The organism is Rhodococcus sp. ACS1, from assembly GCF_002300155.1.
Classification (GTDB): domain Bacteria; phylum Actinomycetota; class Actinomycetes; order Mycobacteriales; family Mycobacteriaceae; genus Rhodococcus_F; species Rhodococcus_F koreensis.
Genome location: NZ_NSDZ01000011.1, coordinates 131,471 through 151,717, shown reverse-complemented (window position 1 = coordinate 151,717; position 20,247 = coordinate 131,471). Strand labels below are relative to the sequence as shown.

The 20,247-nt window shown below is 68.2% G+C and carries 20 protein-coding genes; 16 read left to right on the top strand and 4 right to left on the bottom strand.

Annotation, left to right across the window (positions count from 1 at the left end; genetic code table 11):
* The first annotated feature begins 26 nt into the window (after nt 1–26).
* From groL to CJ179_RS42110, 7 genes are all read left to right on the top strand, one after another.
* Nucleotides 27–1,676 (top strand): chaperonin GroEL, encoded by a 1,650-nt coding sequence (gene groL, locus CJ179_RS42140; protein ID WP_095865406.1) that lies wholly within the window; start codon nt 27–29, stop codon nt 1,674–1,676.
* Between the two features lie 112 nt (nt 1,677–1,788).
* A complete protein-coding gene (locus tag CJ179_RS42135; protein ID WP_072942586.1) occupies nt 1,789–2,115 on the top strand; it encodes a putative quinol monooxygenase in 327 nt (108 codons plus the stop codon).
* 48 nt (nt 2,116–2,163) lie between these two features.
* The gene (locus tag CJ179_RS42130; RefSeq protein WP_095865405.1) at nt 2,164–3,534 is read left to right on the top strand and encodes an FAD-binding oxidoreductase; all 1,371 of its coding nucleotides are present in this window, start codon (nt 2,164–2,166) and stop codon (nt 3,532–3,534) included.
* Nucleotides 3,531–3,851, top strand: coding sequence for a hypothetical protein (locus CJ179_RS42125; protein WP_095865404.1), 321 nt, complete (start codon nt 3,531–3,533; stop codon nt 3,849–3,851). Before CJ179_RS42130 ends, CJ179_RS42125 begins: the two co-directional genes overlap by 4 nt.
* A gap of 190 nt (nt 3,852–4,041) precedes the next feature.
* On the top strand, nt 4,042–5,790 hold the full coding sequence (locus tag CJ179_RS42120) for a sigma-54-dependent Fis family transcriptional regulator (protein ID WP_095865403.1): 1,749 nt from the start codon (nt 4,042–4,044) through the stop codon (nt 5,788–5,790).
* 179 nt (nt 5,791–5,969) lie between these two features.
* Complete coding sequence (locus CJ179_RS42115) at nt 5,970–6,212, top strand: hypothetical protein (protein ID WP_072942579.1); 243 nt, start codon at nt 5,970–5,972, stop codon at nt 6,210–6,212.
* Nucleotides 6,209–6,571 (top strand): hypothetical protein, encoded by a 363-nt coding sequence (locus CJ179_RS42110; protein WP_179377874.1) that lies wholly within the window; start codon nt 6,209–6,211, stop codon nt 6,569–6,571. Before CJ179_RS42115 ends, CJ179_RS42110 begins: the two co-directional genes overlap by 4 nt.
* A 21-nt stretch (nt 6,572–6,592) precedes the next feature.
* Here the strand turns inward: CJ179_RS42110 and CJ179_RS42105 are convergent, their stop codons facing one another.
* Complete coding sequence (locus tag CJ179_RS42105; RefSeq protein WP_095865402.1) at nt 6,593–7,492, bottom strand: DMT family transporter; 900 nt, start codon at nt 7,490–7,492, stop codon at nt 6,593–6,595.
* 36 nt (nt 7,493–7,528) lie between these two features.
* Nucleotides 7,529–8,158, bottom strand: coding sequence for a TetR/AcrR family transcriptional regulator (locus tag CJ179_RS42100; RefSeq protein ID WP_005249163.1), 630 nt, complete (start codon nt 8,156–8,158; stop codon nt 7,529–7,531).
* 254 nt (nt 8,159–8,412) lie between these two features.
* Between CJ179_RS42100 and CJ179_RS42095 the strand changes: the two genes are divergently transcribed.
* The 7 genes from CJ179_RS42095 to CJ179_RS42065 all read left to right on the top strand — a co-directional run bounded on the left by CJ179_RS42095 (nt 8,413) and on the right by CJ179_RS42065 (nt 16,461).
* Nucleotides 8,413–9,246: an SDR family NAD(P)-dependent oxidoreductase gene (locus tag CJ179_RS42095; RefSeq protein ID WP_072942574.1), complete on the top strand. Its 834-nt coding sequence runs from the start codon at nt 8,413–8,415 to the stop codon at nt 9,244–9,246.
* The gene (locus CJ179_RS42090) at nt 9,243–11,315 is read left to right on the top strand and encodes an acetate--CoA ligase family protein (protein ID WP_095865400.1); all 2,073 of its coding nucleotides are present in this window, start codon (nt 9,243–9,245) and stop codon (nt 11,313–11,315) included. The genes CJ179_RS42095 and CJ179_RS42090 overlap by 4 nt, the downstream gene beginning before the upstream one ends.
* Nucleotides 11,316–11,334: 19 nt before the next feature.
* Complete coding sequence (locus CJ179_RS42085) at nt 11,335–12,534, top strand: acyl-CoA dehydrogenase family protein (protein WP_072942570.1); 1,200 nt, start codon at nt 11,335–11,337, stop codon at nt 12,532–12,534.
* Between the two features lie 4 nt (nt 12,535–12,538).
* A complete protein-coding gene (locus CJ179_RS42080) occupies nt 12,539–13,267 on the top strand; it encodes an enoyl-CoA hydratase/isomerase family protein (protein ID WP_095865399.1) in 729 nt (242 codons plus the stop codon).
* 74 nt (nt 13,268–13,341) lie between these two features.
* Complete coding sequence (locus CJ179_RS42075) at nt 13,342–14,751, top strand: MFS transporter (protein WP_095865398.1); 1,410 nt, start codon at nt 13,342–13,344, stop codon at nt 14,749–14,751.
* A 161-nt stretch (nt 14,752–14,912) separates the two neighbouring features.
* Nucleotides 14,913–15,287: a nuclear transport factor 2 family protein gene (locus CJ179_RS42070; RefSeq protein ID WP_095865397.1), complete on the top strand. Its 375-nt coding sequence runs from the start codon at nt 14,913–14,915 to the stop codon at nt 15,285–15,287.
* A gap of 70 nt (nt 15,288–15,357) precedes the next feature.
* The gene (locus CJ179_RS42065) at nt 15,358–16,461 is read left to right on the top strand and encodes a DUF6777 domain-containing protein (protein ID WP_095865396.1); all 1,104 of its coding nucleotides are present in this window, start codon (nt 15,358–15,360) and stop codon (nt 16,459–16,461) included.
* A gap of 9 nt (nt 16,462–16,470) precedes the next feature.
* Here CJ179_RS42065 and CJ179_RS42060 read toward each other — a convergent pair whose 3' ends face one another.
* Entirely contained in the window at nt 16,471–17,280 is an 810-nt protein-coding gene (locus CJ179_RS42060; RefSeq protein ID WP_072942562.1) for a CPBP family intramembrane glutamic endopeptidase, read from the bottom strand.
* 184 nt (nt 17,281–17,464) lie between these two features.
* Here CJ179_RS42060 and CJ179_RS42055 point away from each other — a divergent pair, with 184 nt between their 5' ends.
* Together CJ179_RS42055 and CJ179_RS42050 are read left to right on the top strand one after the other, a co-directional pair.
* Nucleotides 17,465–18,607, top strand: a complete 1,143-nt coding sequence (locus CJ179_RS42055; RefSeq protein ID WP_095865675.1) for a TIGR03364 family FAD-dependent oxidoreductase — start codon at nt 17,465–17,467, stop codon at nt 18,605–18,607.
* 49 nt (nt 18,608–18,656) lie between these two features.
* On the top strand, nt 18,657–19,358 hold the full coding sequence (locus tag CJ179_RS42050; RefSeq protein WP_095865395.1) for a phosphonatase-like hydrolase: 702 nt from the start codon (nt 18,657–18,659) through the stop codon (nt 19,356–19,358).
* Between the two features lie 93 nt (nt 19,359–19,451).
* Here the strand turns inward: CJ179_RS42050 and CJ179_RS42045 are convergent, their stop codons facing one another.
* Entirely contained in the window at nt 19,452–20,207 is a 756-nt protein-coding gene (locus CJ179_RS42045) for a GntR family transcriptional regulator (protein WP_072942558.1), read from the bottom strand.
* Nucleotides 20,208–20,247 lie beyond the last annotated feature (40 nt).

Genomic DNA, 20,247 nt, shown 5'->3' with positions numbered 1-20,247 from the left:
AGAAAAGTAGGAAAGGACCATCAGCCATGGCAAAAGAGCTGCGGTACAACACGGACGCCCGAGCCCGACTCGAACACGGCGTCAACGCCCTCGCCGACGCGGTCAAGGTGACCCTCGGCCCCAAGGGGCGCAACGCGGTGCTCGAGAAACTCACCGGGCCGCCGACCATCACCAACGACGGCGTGACCATCGCGCGCGAGATCCAGCTCCGCGAACCGTTCGCGAACATGGGCGCCCAGCTGGTGAAGGAGGTGGCGATGAAGACCAACGGTGTCGTCGGCGATGGCACCACCACCGCAACCGTGCTCGCCCAGGCCATGGTCCGTGAGGGGCTGCGCTCCGTCGAGGCCGGAGCCAACCCCATGCGGGTCCGACGCGGCATCGAACGAGCCGTGTCCGTCGTCGTCGACTCCCTCCGCGAGCAGGCCTCGCAGATCGGCGGCCAGAGCGATCTGCAACGCATCGCGACGCTCGCCGCCAGCGACGACGAAGTGATCGGACACGCCATCTCGAAGGCCGTCGACTACGTCGGCAAGTCCGGAGTCGTCACCACCGAGGAAAGCGACACACTCGGGTTGTCGGTCGACATCGTCGACGGCATCGAGTTCGACCACGGTTACACCTCGGGGTACATGGTCACCGACCCGGAGCGGATGGAAGCGGTCCACACCAATCCGCTGATCCTGCTGACCAACAAGAAGATCACCCAGGTCCAGGAGATCATGCCGGCCGTCGAGGTCGCCAAGCGCGCCGACCGGCCGCTGGTGGTGCTCGCCGAGGAGGTCGACGGACCGGCCCTGCAACTGCTCGTCGGCGGCAACATGCACAAGACGATGCAGTCGGTGGTCGTTCGGGCCCCCGGTTTCGGGCACCGTCGGGTCGCCGAGCTCGAAGACCTCGCGGTGGCGCTCGGTGGGCACGTGATCGCCAAGGACACCGGGATCGAACTGTCCGAGGTCAGCGTCGAGCATCTCGGTTCGTGTGACCGGATCACGGTGACCGAGAACGAGACCACGATCGTCGGTGGCCACGGCGACCAGCGCCTCCTCGACGCGCGCATCGCCCAATTGGAGTCCCAGCTCGAGCGCGCCAAGATCGAGGCAGATCAGGAAAGCCTCGAACTGCGTATCGCCCGGCTCACCGGGCGGGTCGCCGTCATCCGCGTCGGCGGCGCGACCAGTGTCGAACTCAAGGAGCGGATGCTGCGCGTCGAGGACGCCCTGGCCGCCACCCGCGCGGCGGTGGAGGCGGGCATCGTCTCCGGTGGTGGCACCGCGCTGGCACAGTCACACCGGGCACTCTCCGACCTCGACCTGTCCGGAGACGAGGCCATCGGGTGCGACGTCGTACGGCGCGCCCTCGCCGAACCGCTGCGCTGGATCGCGATCAACGCCGGATTCGACGGCGACGAAGTCGTCGAGGTGGTCGCCGGTCTCCCGCTCGGGCACGGATTCAACGCGCTCACCGGTGAATACGGAGACATGTTCGACGACGGGGTGATCGACCCGTTCAAGGTCACCCGCGCCGCACTCGAAAGTGCGGCCTCGATCGCGGCACTGCTGATCACCACCGAAACCGCTGTGGTGGAGGAGATCATCGGCAATCCCGGCGCCATCATGGCGCCCGGCTTCGGCGATCTCGCCGAAGGCATGGTCCGCCCGTCGAACATTTACTGACGCAGCCGAGTGGGTTGCCGCCACGACCGTCTGACGAGGCGGTGACCCGCTCTCCCTGCTCGCACAAACCCACCTCTCCGGCGTCCGTATGCCCGAAAGAAAGTGAAGCATCGTGATTTTCATCGTGGTGAAGTTCAAGGTCCTCGACAAGCATCAGAACGACTGGCTGCTCGTCACCAAGGAGTTCACCGACGCGACCCGATCCGAACCGGGCAATCTGTGGTTCGAGTGGCACCGCAGCGCCGACGACCCCGCCGAATTCGTATTGATCGAGGCTTTCCGGGACGGGCAGGCCGGTTCCGACCACGTCGCCGCCGACCACTTCCGGAAGGGACTGGACGCGATGCGTCCCGCGCTGAGTGAGACACCGCGCATCATCCACACCGACCTACCCGGCACCGACTGGTCCCGCATGGGCGAACTGGAAATCACCTCGTAATCGATCTGGACCGGCGCATCACATCCGGCCCGCAGGGAAGGACAAGGCATGACGGTCGTGACGAGCGGCCCCGTCGCGGATCTGATCGCGGAACTGGGCGATGCCGCGGTAACCGACAGCGACACCATGATCGCCTACACCCGCGATCAGGCGTTACTCTGCCAGTCGGGGCTTCCGCTCGCCGTCGTCCGCGCCCGGACCGTCGATCATGTCGTCGCGACTCTGAAAACAGCGCACCGACATGGTATTCCGGTCGTGACGAGAGGTGCGGGCACCGGGCTGGCCGGCGGAGCCAACGCTATCGACGGCTGCTTCGTGCTGAGTACCGAGAAACTCGACCGCATCCTCGCCGTCGACGAACAGTCCCGCACCGCCACGGTCGAGGCGGGAGTGATCAACGGTGACCTCGCGACCGCGGCGGCAGCGCGCGGACTGTGGTACGTCCCCGACCCCGGCAGTCGCGCCATCTCCACGATCGGCGGGAACCTCGCAACCGACGCCGGCGGCGCCTGCTGTGCAAAATACGGGGTCACCGGCGACCACGTCGCCCGGATCAAGGCGGTCCTCGCCGACGGCCGGATCATCCACACCGGGGCCGTCACCCGCAAGAATGTGGCCGGTTTGAACCTGACTCGACTACTGGTCGGGTCCGAGGGGACCCTGGCGGTGATCGTCGAGGCGACCATGCGGCTGCGCCGGACGCCGGTGCACACGGCCACCGTCGCCGCCGCCTTCCCCGATACCGTCCAGGCGGTCGACGCGGTGCTGGCGATTCAGGCGGTGGCCGACCCGAGCCTGGTCGAACTCATGGACCGCACCACCATCGCGGCCGTCAACGACATGACCCACATGGGTCTCGACGAGACGGCCGGCGCGCTGCTGCTGATCCAGTGCGACGGTGACGCCGCCGAGGCGGAAGCCCAGCGCAGCGCGGACGCCTGCCGCGCCGCCGCGGCCACCGAGTTGTACGTGAGCACCGACGCCGCCGAAGGTGACGCCCTCATGCAGGCGCGCCGTGTGGCGCTGACCGCCCTGGAACGCCGCGGCAGCACCCTGCTCGACGACCTGGCCGTGCCGGTCCCCCGGCTACCGCACATGCTCGAGGCCATTACCCGGATCGCCGACCGCCACCGACTGCTCATCGGCACGTTCGGGCACGCCGCCGACGGGAACCTCCACCCCACGATCGTGTTCGACGCGGCCGACCCCGACTCCGCCGACCGGGCCCATCGGGCCTTCGACGAGATGGTGACCCGATGTCTGGCGCTGGGCGGATCGATCACGGGCGAGCACGGCGTCGGCAGCCTCAAACGCCGCTACCTCGAACCCATGATCGGCTCGGTGGAGAGATCCCTGATGACAGGCATCAAGGCGGCGTTCGACCCGACCGGAATTCTGAACCCGGGCCGCGCGATATGACGACCACGACCCTGCATGCCCGGTCGACGCGGGACGACGACCTGGTCCTGGAATTCGGCACACGGTGGGCGGTGTTCGGCGGCGGCAACGCCGAAGACATCTTCATGACCTTCGGCTGGACGGAGGCGCGGTACTTCCGACGACTGCAGGTCCTGGCCGGGCGTCGGTTCTCGCCCCTCGACGCCTCACTCCGGCACCGTCTTCTCGCCGTCTGCACCGAGCGCATACAGCAGATCGATCATCCGCCCCACCCTGCGACGAAAGGCCCCGACCATGACAGCGCACCCCGGACGGCGGCGCGGCCGTCCCGCCACTGAACCCGGCCCTCCTCCGGTTCCGGGCACTCTCACTCCGGCCGACCTCGCCAGCGTCCTCGAAGTACTGACCGGTACCCGGGCAGCGGTCGAACACCCCCCGACGGACCGTCTCATATTGAGACGCGTCTCACATCGAGACGACGTACGCTCAGGTTCATAGACCTGTGGAGAAACGGGGCGTAAACACGGCATGACCACCAAGGACCTGCAGAAGGCGCGAGAGCTGTTTCTCGCCGACAACGATCTCGACAGCTCCGTTCGCCAACCCATCTCGTTCTCCTGGCAACGATCGAAGTCGCTCAAGGTGAGCCCCGATCAGCTCGACCTCCCATTCGTCCGAGAGCCGAATCTGGACTGTCCTCTCGTCGCGGCCGCCGAACCCGTGTTGCGACAACTAGCGGACGGCCTGGTCGACGAACCGGTCAGCGTGATCCTGACGTCGGCTGACGGAGTGATCCTGACCAGGATCACCGCCAGCCGGCAACTCAATCGCACCCTCGACGACGTCCAACTGATACCCGGATACAGCTACTCGGAAGAGTTCGCCGGCACCAACGGCATCGGCACGACCCTGGAAACCCGCCAGCCCACCCTCGTCACGGGCGCCGAACACTATGCCGACTGCCTCGGGCAACTGGCCTGCGCGGGCGTCCCGATCACCCATCCGATGTCCGGCACTCTCGTGGGTGCACTCGATCTCACCGGCTGGGTAGAGGACGGCGGCCCGTTGCTGGCCACGCTCGCCAAATCCGCCACGGCTCAGATCGAAGGCCGTCTCCTGGCGCAGGCCAGCGCCGACCAGACCTCGTTGCTCAACGCGTATCTCAAGGCGTGTCGCCGATCGCCGCAGACCGGGGTGCTTGCGCTCGGAGACGATGTCGTCCTCGTCAACCGACGACTTCGCGTGGCGCTGGACGCCCAGGATCAGGCAGCGCTACTCGAACACGCCGTCGACCTGAGCAGCGTAAACGCCACCTATCGGCATATCGTCGCCCTGCCCAGCGGTCAGACGGCCAGGTTGTCCTCGATCGAGGACTTCGGGCTCGGAGCCCGCAGGCCGATGGCCTTGTTCTACGTACATCTCCTCGACGTCCCCACATCATCTGTCGCCTCTGCACCGGCAAGCGCCGTGCTTCCCGGCGTCACCGGCACCAGCGCGTCCTGGCGCCGCACTTGCCAGCAGATCGCTCGCTGCGCACGCGAGCAGCAGTGGGTCATCGTGTCGGGTGAGCCCGGAAGTGGTCGCGGATCCGCTCTCAAAGCTGTTGCCGTCGAGCATATTCCCATTCGAACCCGGATCTTCACGGCAGCCGAACTCTCCGACGACGGAACCGCGCTGCCGGCCCTCGAACAGGAACTCGACCAGGAACGATTCAGCGTGATCCTGCGCGACATCGACCTGCTCAGCGAGCCACAGCAGCGGGTTGTCGCCGACCTGATCCAAGGGCGCGAACATGCCGGATGGATCGGCGCGACCATCGGCGGCACCGATCACAACACCGATCTCGATGCACTGCTTCTTCCCCACTTCAGCCACACCGTCACGATGCCGGCCCTCCGGCATCGCATCGACGATCTGCACAGTCTGGTACCGCATCTGCTACGACAACTCGGTCGCGGCGCGGAGCTGTCCCTCTCGCCTGCGGCAATGCGCCAACTCTGCAAGTACAGTTGGCCCGGAAACGTCACCGAACTCCGGCAGGTCCTGCACGAGGTCGTCCAACGTCAGCGCTCCGGCGTCGTCGAAGTCGAGCAGCTGCCCCCGATGTGCCGGGCCTTGAGCCGGCACACCCTCACCCAGATCGAAGCCCTCGAACGCGACGCTATCGTGCGCAGCCTCGAAGAGAACCACGGCAACAAGAAGGCCGCGGCAACAGCTCTCGGCATCTCGCGCGCCACGATCTACCGCAAGATCAAGGAATTCGGCATCGACGTGTGACGCGCCGTTCGTCAGACAACCTATTGTCATCCCTCCGTTCGTGTCAGGAAATGAGACAGTCACCGCGCCGCAGTCGGCGGAACATGAGGTCAGACAGAAAAACCCACGCGGATCTCGACTCGTCGACGAGCAACCCCTTTCGGGTACGGATCCGCGGCCGGAGTGGACTAGGACGACCCATGAACACGAATCCGCTTGGCGCAGTGACCCGCTCGGAATCGCACTGCAAGACCGCCCGCGTGTGGCTGGTCGCCGGGCTGGCGCACACGTCCGAACCCGCCGACCGTCCCGCCGTACGTGACGATCTCATGCGAACCTGGGTTCCGGAGCCGGGCAGCGGTTACCGCACTCCCGACGGCCGGCGTCGCACGACGTGGGCGCAACTGCACTCCCGGTTCGATCTCGTCGAGGTGACCCCATGACAACCCCCTGCACGATCCGGCCGGCCCCGCGCCTTCGCCACGCGACACTGAATGATCAACTCGCGCGGGAGGACGCCGCCGAGGACGCGCACCGCCTGTCCCCGGACGACCGCATGACGTGTCCGTTGCACCGGCGGTGGATCCACCAGTGCGTCGCCTCGCCGGTCCACGTCAACGCAATCACCCGGCACCGCTGGTGCCGTCGATGCGCCGTGCCGCTCACGGTGACCGTGGACGAGGTGACCCGGACGGTCACGATGGTCTGCCCGGCCTGCGGTGACGGTGGCAGCCCGGCCACCGCGCGTCTGGTGGTCGCCTGTCGTGCCAGTTTGGGCTTCGCCCCCGTGAGTACTTATTAACCACGGGCGGTTAATAAGTACTCACGGGCGCGGAGCGCACGCGGGCAGGGCCGCGGACGCGAGGAGGACCACGGCCATCCCCGCCCACTGCGGTGGGGACAGTTGCTCGCCCAGCAGGGCCTGTGCGGCGAGCACCCCGACCACCGGTTCGAGCAGCCCGAGGAGGGCGACGGACGCCGATCCGAGTGCGCGCACGGCGATGAAGGAGCAGCCGATCCCGATGGGCATCAGGAGGAGTCCCTGGACCAGGATGGACGCCCACCCGCTGGGTGCGAACGTCCAGGACTGTCCGTCGACGACGGCGATCGCGCCGGTGGCGATTCCGGCGCCGAGTGATGCGAGTGCGCCCGCGGCGACGGGGCTGACCTGGTGCACCCACCGTTCCCCGACTACCAGGTACAGCGCGTACCCGGCGGCGCTGAGGAGGGCGAGCACGGCACCGTTCACGGCGACCGTGGAGGTGCCCGCGCCCGCGACGAGTGCGATGCCGCCGGACATCGCGACGGCCAGCACCAGCTGACCGCGGTTGATCCTGTTCCGGGTGACCACCCAGACGAGTGCCATCACGAACAGCGGGTAGATGTGGACGATCACGACCGCGATCTGGGCACCGGTGACCCGCACCGCGGCGAAGAAGCACAGCAACTGGATGCCGAACAGCGGGCCGCAGACGCAGCACAGTCCGACGGCGGACTTCCAGGTGACGCCCTTCAGCCTTCCGGTGGACCAGGCGAGAAGGAACAGCAGTGCGGCACCGACGAGGCTGCGGAGGCAGACGAGGACGGCCGGTGACACGCCGCCGGCGTAGCCGATCGCGGCGAACGTGGGGGTGAGTCCGTAGGCGATCGCGGAGGCCGCACCGCATCCCCAGGCGACCGCACCGCCGCCGCGCGTCCGCCGTTCCGTGGTGCTAGCGACCATGGGCCCGAACGCGCCGGGCGGCCCGTGGAGGCCGGGTCACCATGTGCGCGGCGCGACGAGTTCGTCGTGGACGAACTGCACGAGTACCTCTTTCATCGCGGCGACGGTCATGTTCGGTGCGCCGGTGAGGACCTGGATGGCGGTCCCGTCGGTGAGCGCGGTCAGCCGCTGCGCGATCGTCTCCGGGTCGACGTCGGTGCGGAAGATTTCCTGCCGTTGTCCGCGCCGGACGATCTTGACGACGGTCTCGTGCCAGCGCGCGTAGTACGTGTTGTGGAAGGGGCGGAGTTCGGGCCGGAGGGTTGCCTCGGCCCAGAACTGCAACCAGATGGACCACTCGTCGCGCAGCGGCCCGACTCGGGGCAACTGCATGTCGATCAGGCGGAGCAGTCGTTCGTGGGCGTTGTCGATCGCCTTGAGTTCACGGCTCTGCCGGTCGAAGGCATTGTCGATGGCGTGGCGGAGGGCCGCGGTCAGGACGTCGCTCTTGCCGGGGAAGTAGTAGTGCACCGCCCCGGTGCTGGTGCCGACGACCTGGGCGATGTCGGAGATGCGGACCGAGTGGTATCCGCGCTCGGCGATCAGTTGAGCCGCAGCATCGAGTATCGCCGTTCGGCGCGCGTCCTCGGTGAGTTGAGCGGTCACTGTCCCTCCTTCGATTGTCATCTGACTGATCCATCAAATCATACGCCGCAAACTGACGCATCAGTCAGACCGCTCTATCCGGACCCGGAAATCGCCAACGGCCGATCTGAACGCGCATAACAGCAGGTAAAAGCTGGTAATCACGCTAAATTCACATCTGATCGTCGGATCAGTTTCGACGCAACCCTTGACATCTGTGGGCTGGATCACGGTATAACTGATGCATCAGTCAGACCCCATTGGTCGGAACAGTAGCGACGAGAGGCGAACGCTCGATGGAATGTGAGAACCCAGGTGGAGGCGCCGGGCAGGTGCTGCGCCCCGACGTCCATCGCGGGCGGGTGGCACTGATCACCGGTGGAGGCACCGGGATAGGGCGCGCGATCGCACTGGACATGGCGCGGTGTGGAGCCGACGTCGTGATCAGCGGCCGCAGGCCCGAGCCCCTCGAGAAGACCGTCGCCGAGATCGAGGCACTGGGCGGACGGGCGCTCGCCGTGCCCGCGGACATTCGCGAAGAAGAGCAGGTGACCGCCCTGGTCGATCGGGCCCTGGAGCGGTTCGGACGCATCGACATTCTGGTCAACAACGCCGGCGGTCAGTTCGCGGCGCCGGCCGAGGACATCACGAGCAAGGGGTGGCGCGCCGTTCACCGTCTCGCCGTCGACGCCACGTGGGCGGTCACCCGGGAGGTCGCCGTCCGAGCGATGATTCCGCAGCGGTCGGGATGCATCTTCTTCATGGCGTTCTCCCCGCGCAGGGGGATCGCATCGATGGTCCACGCGACGTCGGCCCGCGCGGCCCTCGAAAATCTCGCCTCCGGACTGTCGCTGGAGTGGAGCCGGTACGGAATCCGGTCGATCTGCATCGCCCCCGGCACCATCGCCACGGAGGGCATGGAGGAGAACTACACGGAAGAGGCCCGCGCGCAGTGGACGTCGGCGGTGCCGCTCGGACGCCTGGGCACGGCCGAGGACGTGTCCGGGGTCGTCACGTTCCTCGCCTCGCCCGCAGGCAGTTACGTCACCGGGACCACGCTGGTGATCGACGGCGGCGCCGACGCCTGGGGCACGGGCCACCCCGCACCGAAGGTCGAGGAGACCCGATGAGCACGATCACCGGCCGCGACCTCACGGCACTGTTCGACCCACGGTCGGTCGCCGTCCTCGGTGCGAGCAACGACGAAACCAAGTACGGCAACTGGATCAGCGTCCAGGCGCTCCGGATGACGGGCCACCGGTCGGTCCACCTCGTCAACCGGCGCGGCGAGCGCATTCTCGGTCAGCCGTCGCTCCGGAGCCTGTCGGAACTCGACGAACGGGTCGACCTCGTCGTCATCACCGTTCCGGCACAGGGTTTCGAGGAGGCGGTCGACGACGCCCTCGCGGCGGGCGCCACCGCGATCGTCGGTGTCACCGCCGGCTTCGCCGAACTCGGCGCTGCCGGAAAGGCGGTGCAGGATCGGGTGGTGGCGCGGGTGCGGGCGGCCGGAGCGGTTCTCCTCGGGCCGAACTGCCTGGGTGTGCTGGATTCGAGCACCGCGCTGACGCTGGCGTCGAACCCGCTGCCCGCCGGACGGGTCGCGCTGCTCTCGCAGAGCGGCAACATGGCACTCGAACTCAGCCAGTTCCTCGAGGCTCGCGGACACGGGTTCTCCCGGTTCGCCTCGCTGGGGAACCAGGCGGACCTCGGCGCCGCCGACCTCATCCGCTCGTGCGTCGAGCACGACGAGACCGAACTCATCGCCGTGTACTGCGAGGACTTCGGCGACGGGCGGGCGTTCGTCGATGCCGCCGCCCAGGCGTCGCGGGCCGGAAAGCCGGTGCTGCTGCTGACGGTGGGTGGCAGCGAGGCCTCCATCCGCGGGGCGCAGTCACACACGGGATCGCTGACGTCCGACAGCGCGGTCATCGACGCGGCTTGCCGCGCAGCCGGGGTGTACCGGGTGTCGAGTCCGCGGCAACTCGCGGACGTCGCCGCGACACTCCTCGGGTACGGACCGGCGGAGGTGCGCCGGGTCGGTGTCGTCGCCGACGGCGGCGGGCACGCGGGTGTCGCGTCCGACGTGGTGGAGGCGGCCGGACTCACGGTTCCGGAGTTCCCCGCCGACATCAGTGGCGCACTGCGCGACCTGTTGCCGCCGTCCGCCGGAGTGACCAATCCGGTCGACCTCGCGGGCGCCGGGGAACAGGACATCACCTCGTTCGTCTCGGTCCTCGACACCATCCTGCAGAGCCCGGCGGTCGATTCCGTGCTTCTCACCGGATATTTCGGCGGCTACGGCAGTTACGGCGAGAACCTGGCGCGCAAGGAGATCGACACCGCCCGGGCGATGGCGGAAACGGCGCGTGCCCACGGCAAGCCGGTCGTCGTGCACACGATGCATCCCGACAGCGCCGCGGCGAGGGTGCTCGCCGACAGCGGGGTCCCCGTCTTCCGTGCGGTGGAGGACGCCGCCGGGGCGCTCGGCGTCATCGCCGAAACCGCTGCACCGCAACATCGGACGAGTACGAACAGCCTGCCGTCCGTCTCGGTGACCAGCGACGCGTACTGGGATTCGCGTGAACTGTTCCGCGCCGCCGGCGTCGAATTCCCCGCGGCACGCCTGGTGCAGAATTGTGCGGAGGCGGTGGCGGCGGCCGAAACCGTCGGATTCCCGGTGGTCCTGAAAGCGATGGGCCTGCTGCACAAGTCCGACTCCGGCGGGGTCGCCCTGGGTCTGGGGTCGGCGGAACAACTCGCCGACGCGTTCACCCGCATGGATGCCTCGCTCGGAGCGTCCGCCTACTGCGTCGAGGCGATGGCCGACCTGAGCGAGGGCGTCGAACTCATCGTCGGGGTCCAGACCGACCCGCGGTTCGGTCCGGTGGCGATGGTGGGTCTCGGCGGCATCTTCACCGAGGTTCTCGCCGACGTGTCCTTCGCACTGGCGCCGGTCGACGCGGAGACCGCCCGCGGCCTGCTCGACAACCTGCGGGCGTCCGCTCTGCTCCGAGGGGTGCGCGGCAGGCCGCCGATCGACATCGACGCCGCCGCGGACGCCGTCGCCGCGATCACGGCCGTGGCCACCGCACACCCCGAGATCGCGGAACTCGAGATCAACCCCCTGCTCGTCACCCCGAAGCAAGCCCTCGGACTCGACGCGCGCATCGTCCTGAACTCATCGAAAACCAACTGACACAAGGAAGTTCTGAACCATGGAATTCGCATACAGCCCCCGCCTCGCCGACCTCAAGGAGCGCGCCCGCGCCCTGACCGACACGATCATGCAGTTCGAGGACGAGTGCGAACGCAACAACGGGATCTCCGACGAATCCCACGCCACCATCAAGGCGGCCGTCCTCGCATCGGGACTGCAGGCGATCAACACCCCCGTCGAATACGGCGGCGCCGGACTGACGGTGCTCGAGCAGGCCGTCGTGCAGGACGAACTCGGCAAGCTCACCAATGCGCTGTGGGACACGGTGTGGCGGCCGGCGAACCCGCTGACCCACGCGACCCCCGAACAGCGGGAGCGCTACCTGATCCCCGGCGCCCGCGGCGACCGCCGCGACGCCGTCGCGATCTCCGAGGCCAACGCCGGTTCGGACTTCTCCGCGGCGAGCACCACCGCGACCCCCGACGGCAACGGCGGCTACATCATCAACGGCGAGAAGTGGTTCGTCACGGTCGGTGACGTCGCCGACTACCTCATCGTGCTGGCCAACGTCGAACCCGATCACGCCGCGACGATCTTCCTGATCGACGTCGACACGCCGGGCGTGAAGATCAAGCACATCCCCCGCTACACGCACACGTTCGTCTACGAGCACCCCGAGTTCACGTTCGAGAACGTGCGCGTCGGCGCGGACGCCGTGCTCGGCGGCATCGGGCAGGGCCACGACCTCACCCGGGACTGGTTCACGGAGGAGCGGCTGATGATCGGCGCACGCACGATCGGTGCGGCCGAGCGGGCGCTGACCCTGGCCGTCGACTGGGCGCGGGAGCGGGTGCAGGGCGGCGAGCCGCTGATCAACCGTCAGCTGATCCAGGGCATGATCGCCGATTCCGTCGTGGACATCACCACCAACCGGGCGCTGACCCACCAGGTGGCGTGGGAGTTCGACCAGGCCGACCCGAACGATGCCGACCTGCGAAAGACCCTGCACGCCAAGGCCGCGACGGTGAAGCTCGCCGCCTCCGAGGCGTCCAACCGGGTGGTGGACCGGGCCGTCCAGATCTTCGGCGGCCGCGGCTACATCCGCGACTACCCCGTCGAGCGGCTGTGGCGCGAACTGCGCGTCGACCGCATCTGGGAGGGCACGTCGGAGATCCAGCGCCTGGTCATCGCGAACGAGGCCAACAAGCGGGGTCTCGAGAACCTGCTGTCCTTCCGCTACGAGGCCGGGGAGAAGTAGCACAATGCCGACCGAGAACACCGGAACCGTCGACGTGGGCCGGGACGGCGCCGTCGCCGTCGTCACCCTCCGGCGCGAACAGAAGCGGAATGCGCTGTCCACGCACATGGAAGCCGCACTGCTCGCCGCGCTGGGCTCACCCGAGGTGAAGTCCAGTCGGGCCGTGGTCGTCACCGGGGGCGACTCGGTGTTCTCGGCCGGCGCGGACGTCACCGAACTGCGGGAGATGACGCCGGAGGCGATCGCCGAGTACTACCGGACCTCCGGGTCGGTGTACGAGGCGCTCGCGGCGCTCCCCCAGCCCACGGTGTCCGCGATCACCGGCTACTGCCTCGGCGGCGGCCTCGAACTGGCCCTCGCCACCGACATCCGGGTCGCCGATCCGGCCGCGGTCTTCGGGTTCCCGGAGATCGGCATAGGGATCCTCCCCAGCTCCGGCGGCGTCACCCGCATCACCCGCATCGTCGGGGCCGGCCGTGCCCGCGACCTTGTGCTGCGCGGTCGGCGCTTCGATCACGCGGACGCCGAACGCTGGGGCGTCGTCAGCGAGATCGCCCCGCCGGCGGAGCACGTGAAGCAGGCGCTGAGCATCGCACACGAACTCGCGGCGTATTCGCCGCTGGCGCTGAGCATCACCAAGCAGGTGCTGGACGTCAGCGCGGACGCCCCGCACCACGCGTCGCTGCTGCTCGAGCAACTCGCCTACTCGGCGCTGAACAAGACAACCCCTTAGCGGTACCGGCCGAGTACGGCCGACTCGACCGCCACCCCGAGGGTGACGGCACCAATCTACGTAGTGGAGACGACATGAGTTCCTTCGACGTGATGGACAGACCCGCCAAACGCGGGTTTCACACCAAGCTCCTGATCGCGTGCTGTGGCGGACCATTCCTGGACGGGTACGTCATGAGCATCATCGGCGTGGCCCTGCTCGGCGTGCACGAGCAGCTACACCCGACGACGGCCGAGGCGGGGTTGATCGGTGCGGCCTCGCTGATCGGTATCTTCTTCGGCGCCACCGTGTTCGGTTTCCTCACCGACCGGGTCGGCAGGGAGAAGATGTACGCCCTCGACCTGGTGGTGCTGGTCGTCGCGTGCGTGCTGTCGGTGTTCGTCCAGTTGCCGTGGCAGCTGATCGTGCTGCGGTTCGTCATCGGCGCGGCCATCGGTGCGGACTACCCCATCGCCACCTCGCTCCTCACCGAGTTCACCCCCACCAGGAAACGCGGCGCGATGGTCGGGATGTCCGCCGTCGCATGGTCGGCGGGCGCCGTGGCCGCCTACGTGGTCGGGGCACTCGTCGTCGGGATCTCCGGCGGCAACGACCACTGGCGTCTGCTGCTCGCGTCGAGTGCGGTTCTGGGTCTGATCGTGATCCTCGTGCGGCGCGGAATCCCGGAGTCGCCGCGGTGGCTCCTGAAGAACGGCCGGGTCGCGGACGCGGAGGCCGTGGTCGAGCAGATCTACGGCGAAAAGCTGGATCTGAGCACCGTCACCGTCGAAGACACCGCCGACAAGCCGAAGGCGGACATCAAGATCTACTTCCGGGGCCAGTACCTCGCCCGGCTGATCATGTGCAGCGCTTTGTATCTGGCGGTCGTCACCCCGCTCTACGCGCTGCTGACGTTCCTGCCCACGATCCTGTCCGGCTTCTCGATCTCCGGCGACGGTTCCGCGGGGCTCATCGTCGAGACCGTCATCATCGGGCTCATCGTCGCCGGATCCATTCCCGCGCTGTTCCTGGTCGAGAAGTGGGGCCGGCGCCCGATCGCCGTGGTCCCGTTGGCGCTGATGGTGATTCCGCTGGCCGGGCTGTGGTTGTGGGCGGACGGACCGCTCTGGTTCGTCGTCGCCGCGTTCTGCGCGTACGCGTTCATCTCCGGCGGCCCGAGCATCCTGGTGTGGATCTACCCGAACGAACTCTTCCCCACGGAGTTCCGGGCCACGGCCGTGGGAATCGCCACCGCCGTCAGCCGGTTCGGCGCCGCGACCGGCACCTACCTGCTGCCGCTGAGCATCTCCTCGCTGGGCACCGGCACCACGATGCTGTTCGGGGCGGTCCTGACGGCGGTCGCGTTCGTGATCTGCTTCTTCATGTCGCCCGAAACCAAGGGCAAGTCGCTGGAGGAGGTGTCGTCCGTGTCCGCGGCGCCGGTGACGGGGACGAGCGCTCCGCGGCTGGAGAAGCTGGAGGAGGCGTCCGCGCCGCGAACCTGAGAGATCGCCTTCCTCCGCCCCTGCCGACCTTCGCTCCCGTCGGCAGGGGCGGACCCCTGTGCGGTCATGTCCCGCTGCCTGGGAGAAGGGGCTCCCCACCGGCGCAGTGCTGCGTTACTCTCTCGGCTAGAACACGTTCTATTCGACTGAGGAGTCGCATCATGGCACCGTCCGCAGAAGACATCCGCAAGACCGTCGAGAGGTACATCGAGGCGGTGGCCACCGGGACCGCCCACGACGTCGTCGCGCTGTACGCCGAGGGCGCCACCGTGGAGGACCCGGTGGGCACCGAGCCGCGGACCTCGGTGGAATCGCTGCGCGAGTTCTACGGGGTGATCGAACCGCTGAAGCAGACCGGCGAACTCCTGACGCTGAAGATCGCCGGCAACTCGGCGGCGTTCCACTTCTCCCTCGTCACCGACCTCGGTGAGCAGAAGCTCGAGATCGCGCCGATCGACGTCATGACCTTCGACGACGACGGCAAGATCACGTCGATGCGGGCGTTCTGGTCGCAGGAGGACATGATCACCGGCTGACCGACGGCCGGGCCGGCAACCACACCGCAATACGGCCCGGCCGATCAGCGACTGTGCCTACGATGGCGGGGTGGCCACCGACGACGCCGGGCCGGCTGTACGGCGTGCCCGACGCAGACGAGTCGTTCGAGCCGGTACGCGCCCCGGGCGCGCACCGCGTAGCTGGCTGGCGGTGCTCGGGGCCCTCACCGCGGCGGTGGCCGTGGCATGCTCCTCCGGTTCCGGGGGCAACCCCGACCCGATCGACCTCGATCGGGCCACCGACCAGGGACAACTTCCGTGGACCGAGGTGCTGCTCCCGCCGCAGACGCCGACGACGGTCCCGTTCGGCCCGCCCGGAACCGACCTGCCGGGCGAGCCCCGGGCCGCCGGTATCCGGGTGATCGGTGACCGCGCCGGACTCTACGGCGGAAGCCCCGACCGGGTGCTCTGCGACCGGCAGCGTCTCGTCGACGACCTCGAGGGGGATCCGGCGAGGTTGGAGGCCTGGTTGAGTGTGTTCCAGGTCGATGACGTGCGCAATTACGTCCGGACCCTCACCCCCGTCCTGCTCCGCGCGGACACCCGCGTCACCAATCACGGCTTCGACGACGGCCACGCGACGGCATTCCAGTCGGTGCTCCAGGCCGGGACCATCGTGCTGATCGACGACCACGGCGTTCCCCGCGTCCGGTGCATGCGCGGCAGCCCGCTGCTGTCCCCGGTGGTGAACCAGGACGCGAAACTCGAGGGCGATCCGTGGCCGACTTTCCAGCAGGACCGGCTGTACGTCGTGCAGCCCTCCAACCTGGCGATGACCGAAGTGGCCGTGGTCGACCTGATGACCGGCGGATTGTCGTCGGTGCCGATCGGCTCCGGTCCGCAGCAGCCCGCGGAGCGCCCGAATCCGGTAGCCCCCGTGGAAGCCCAGGCGCCGGTGGTCGATTCGCCGCCCGCCGTGGTGCAGCAGGCCGCTCCCCGGCCCGCGCCTGTCCCCTCCCCGGAACCCGCGCCTCCGCCACCGCCGCCGCCACCACCTCCCCCGCCGCCTGCACCCGTCGCCGTGCCGCCGCCCGCACCCGAGCCGCCGGTGTACAACCCGCCGCCAGCTCCCGCGCCGGTGCCCGCTCCGCCGCAACAGATTCAGGTGCAGATACCGGGTCTGCCGCCGATCGTCATCCCGATTCCGAACTGACGACCTCGCCTACAGGGTGACGAGCGCGGCGTTGATCACGATCGCCTGGGTGAAGAGCGTCCAGTCGTTGATGATGTGCGCGCCGGTCGACACCCACAGATTCTTGGTGCGGATGTACGCGAGCGTGAGCACCAGCCGGGCCCCGCCGATCACGATGAACGCCTGAGCGAAGTTCCAGTCGTAGGTTTGCAGATGCGCGGCGCCGAACCAGACCGCGCTGAGCAGCCAGGCGAGGACGATCGCCGTCTTGCGGGACAGCTTCGCCTTGGCGTACAGGAAATACAGCAACGCGAGGAACGGGACGATGGTGAAGACTTCCTCGCCCACCAACTGGATCCCGGTTCCCACGTAGAACGCGGCCGTGTCGAGCACGCCACCCTTGCCTGCATCCTCGACGGCTTCGTTGGACGCCACCCCGAACAGGGCCTGCACGATCAGCGCCAGCGCGGACGTGACCACGAGGTTGAGTACCGCGAAGCCGATCATCGTGAGAACGTCCCGGCCGTGCACCTTCCGGAACAGTGCGGTCCAGTGCTCCCGCGTCACCATCGCCAGCACGACGAGTGGGATGCCGACGAACAGAATCCGCGGAATCAGCGCCACGAGATTGCCGGGTTGCGGGATGAGGACCAGGGCCGCGAATCCGACAACGACGGACACCCACATCAGGATCCACTGCCGCGTCGACAGCGCTGTGGGCGTCCCGTTGTAGAACGGGAAGTCGGTGTCGTCGCGGCGTTCGATCAGGGGTCCGAAGCGGTCGCCGGGCGACGCCGGTTCGTAGACGGGGGCTGCGCTGGATCCGGAAGCACCACTCATATTCGCCCCTCTGCGGTGGGTGGACGCGAGAGGCAATTTTCGCAGCAACCGCCTGCCGGTGCCACCCGGCGCGCCCGCACAGACTCGCAACGGACGGTGAACGGACGGAAACTTATCTATACCTGTGGTGAATTCGAACCACTTGTATTGACAAGTTGAAGGTCCGGGGGCCAAGGTGGAATTCATGACACAACAACGACGCTACGACGTGGTGGTGGTCGGCGCCGGAATCCTCGGTCTCGCGCACGCCTACCACGCGCTCGACCGCGGCCTGTCGGTAGCGGTGATCGATCATGCCGACCGCGTCGCCGGCGCATCCGTCCAGAACTTCGGCCACGTCTGCATCACCGCCCAGTCGGGTGGCGCCCGCGACTACGCGCTGGCCGGCCGGGAGCACTGGCTCGACCTGTCGCGCAAGGCGGGGTTCTGGATCTCCGAGTCCGGAACATATTGTGTGGCAAGGCACGACGACGAAATGGCCGTCATGACCGAGTTCGCGGACAGGCGCGGACCTGCCGAGGTGGAACTGCTGCCGCGCGAGCGGATCCTCGCCGCGCTCCCCGTCTCCGGCGATCGCGTCGTCGGAGGCATGTATCTGGCCGGCGACCTCCAGGTGGACCCGAGGGAGGCGGCCCCCGCCATCGCGCGGTGGCTCGACGCGTCCGGCGTCGACTTCTTCTGGCGCACCGCCGCAGCCGGATTCGGCACCGGAGTGGTCCACACCTCGCGGGGCGATCTGCATGCGGAGACGGTGTTCGTCACCGTCAACCACGACATCGACCGCCTGTTCCCGGAGCAGGCCGAGCGGCGGGGGCTCCTGCGGTGCCGGCTCCACATGCTGCGCGCGAGGATGCCGTTGCCCGCACCGTTGCCCGGGCCGCTGTTCACCGGCTGGTCGCTCGTGCGGTACAGCGGTTTCGCGGAACTGCCCACGACGGCGGCACTCGCGGCGCGGCTGCGCGAGGAGCACCCCGACTACGCCGACCTCGACCTCCACCAGATGTACACCCCACAGCCCGACGGCTCGATCCTGCTGGGAGACACCCACATCCGTGATATTTCGGCGGAGCCGTTCCAGGCGGAGCAGGGGTTCGAGGTGCTGATCCGCGAGGCCGCTGCCCTGTTCGGCGTCCCGGACGTCACCGTCACCGCGCGCTGGCAGGGCGTGTACAGCTCGGCCCCCGACTCGGAGTTCCTGATCGAGGAGCCCCTCGACGGGGTGCACATCGTCACCGTCACCACCGGCATCGGCATGACGACCGGCATGGGTCTGGCGAAGGACCGGATCGACCACCTCTTCGGCCGCGAAGCCGCACCAGAGCACTGAACAAGTTATCCCACAAACACATTCACCGAGATTCGAGAGGAACACGACAATGGGAACACATCACCGGGACATCAGCCTCGTCGTCTTCGACATGGCAGGCACCACCGTGGAGGACAGCGGGCTGGTGCAGCAGTCCTTCCTCGCCGCGGACGCGCATGCCGGGCTGTCGAAGACGGACGACGATCGGCAGCGGATGCTCGAGTACGTCTCCGACACCATGGGCCAGTCCAAGATCGTCGTCTTCCGCCACCTCAGCGGCGGAAACGAGGAACAGGCGCAGGCGGCGAACAAGGAATTCGAACGCTGCTACGCGCAACTCGTCGACGACGGCCGGTGCAGCGCCGTTCCCGGCGCCGAGGAACTCCTCGGCTCCCTGCGGGAGCAGAGCATCAAGACGGCGCTCACCACCGGGTTCGCCCACGAGACGCAGATGTCGATCATCCGCGCGCTCGGCTGGGAGGACGTCGCCGACGTCGTGCTCTGTCCCGGTGACGGCGTCCGCGGCCGCCCCTTCCCCGACATGCCGCTGACCGCGCTGATGCGCGCCGGCGCCCCGTCCGTGCAGTCCATGGTGGTGCTCGGCGACACCACGTCGGACATCACCACCGGCCTGCGCGCCGGAGCGCTCGCCTCCGTCGGCGTGCTCACCGGCGCCCACGACGCCACCCAGCTGTCCGCGGCCGGGGCCACCCACGTCCTCGACAGCGTCGCGGACCTGCCCGGTCTGCTCGACCGGCTGCGCAGCGCCTGATCCGCCCCCGCCTCCGCGACGAACGGGACGCTCGTTGCGTCAGATCGAACGAGCGTCCCGTTCGTCGCACCGGAATCGCCTGCCGGCCGCCGACTAGAGGCCGTTGCTGTCGCCCGGCGGGACCCGCGGGTCGACGGTCCGGGCGTTCACGATGCTGAAGGCGACGAGGTCGGGCCGGTACCGGTCGTCGGCGTACTCGAAGATGTCGCCGTGCTGATCCCGCGACGTCCGGCGTTCCCGCAGCAAGGGGCTGCCGGGGGCGATGCCGAGATGTTCGGCCTCGGCCTCGGCGGCGGCGACGGCGTCGAGTACGTGCTCCATCGATTCGAACCGGACGCCGCGGGAGGTGAGGTAGTCGGTGATCGACCCGGAGTCGATGTCGAACTCGAACAGCAGGGAGCCGACGCGGTCGGTGAACGTGCTCCGCTCGAGCATCGTCGGTTCGCCGTCGAGCAGTCGGACGCGGAGAACCTCGACGACGAAGTCGTCCGGGTCCGCTCCCAATGCGGCGGCGGCGGGTTCGGACACCCGGCGGCGGGAGATCTCGAGCGTGCGGCTCCCCGCGGTGCGGCCGGTGCGCCGCGCCCACTGGGTGAACGGGGTGAACGTGTCCAGCGTCTGTGTGATGTCGTGGCTGCGGACCACGGCCGGCTTGCCCTGGGACAGCTGGATGAGCCCCTCGTTCTTCAACGTCGCGAGGGCCTGGCGCACCGGGCCGCGCGACACCTCGAATTCTGCGCACAGCATGCTCTCACTCGGCAGAGACTCTCCCACCGCGTACTGCCGCTGCATGATGCGCTGCCGGAGCTGGACCGCGACGAACTCATGGCGGGAGCGTGCCTCCACCATTGCGCATCACTCCACTTCCCCGGTCGGTCGACGGTTACCA

Bases quoted from the DNA above. Each gene is read 5' to 3' on its own strand.
- groL (WP_095865406.1), top strand. From the start codon at position 27: ATGGCAAAAGAGCTGCGGTACAACACGGACGCCCGAGCCCGACTCGAA.
- CJ179_RS42130 (WP_095865405.1), top strand. From the start codon at position 2,164: ATGACGGTCGTGACGAGCGGCCCCGTCGCGGATCTGATCGCGGAACTG.
- CJ179_RS42125 (WP_095865404.1), top strand. From the start codon at position 3,531: ATGACGACCACGACCCTGCATGCCCGGTCGACGCGGGACGACGACCTG.
- CJ179_RS42120 (WP_095865403.1), top strand. From the start codon at position 4,042: ATGACCACCAAGGACCTGCAGAAGGCGCGAGAGCTGTTTCTCGCCGAC.
- CJ179_RS42115 (WP_072942579.1), top strand. From the start codon at position 5,970: ATGAACACGAATCCGCTTGGCGCAGTGACCCGCTCGGAATCGCACTGC.
- CJ179_RS42110 (WP_179377874.1), top strand. From the start codon at position 6,209: ATGACAACCCCCTGCACGATCCGGCCGGCCCCGCGCCTTCGCCACGCG.
- CJ179_RS42105 (WP_095865402.1), bottom strand. From the start codon at position 7,492: ATGGTCGCTAGCACCACGGAACGGCGGACGCGCGGCGGCGGTGCGGTC.
- CJ179_RS42100 (WP_005249163.1), bottom strand. From the start codon at position 8,158: ATGACAATCGAAGGAGGGACAGTGACCGCTCAACTCACCGAGGACGCG.
- CJ179_RS42095 (WP_072942574.1), top strand. From the start codon at position 8,413: ATGGAATGTGAGAACCCAGGTGGAGGCGCCGGGCAGGTGCTGCGCCCC.
- CJ179_RS42090 (WP_095865400.1), top strand. From the start codon at position 9,243: ATGAGCACGATCACCGGCCGCGACCTCACGGCACTGTTCGACCCACGG.
- CJ179_RS42085 (WP_072942570.1), top strand. From the start codon at position 11,335: ATGGAATTCGCATACAGCCCCCGCCTCGCCGACCTCAAGGAGCGCGCC.
- CJ179_RS42080 (WP_095865399.1), top strand. From the start codon at position 12,539: ATGCCGACCGAGAACACCGGAACCGTCGACGTGGGCCGGGACGGCGCC.
- CJ179_RS42075 (WP_095865398.1), top strand. From the start codon at position 13,342: ATGAGTTCCTTCGACGTGATGGACAGACCCGCCAAACGCGGGTTTCAC.
- CJ179_RS42070 (WP_095865397.1), top strand. From the start codon at position 14,913: ATGGCACCGTCCGCAGAAGACATCCGCAAGACCGTCGAGAGGTACATC.
- CJ179_RS42060 (WP_072942562.1), bottom strand. From the start codon at position 17,280: ATGAGTGGTGCTTCCGGATCCAGCGCAGCCCCCGTCTACGAACCGGCG.
- CJ179_RS42055 (WP_095865675.1), top strand. From the start codon at position 17,465: ATGACACAACAACGACGCTACGACGTGGTGGTGGTCGGCGCCGGAATC.
- CJ179_RS42050 (WP_095865395.1), top strand. From the start codon at position 18,657: ATGGGAACACATCACCGGGACATCAGCCTCGTCGTCTTCGACATGGCA.
- CJ179_RS42045 (WP_072942558.1), bottom strand. From the start codon at position 20,207: ATGGTGGAGGCACGCTCCCGCCATGAGTTCGTCGCGGTCCAGCTCCGG.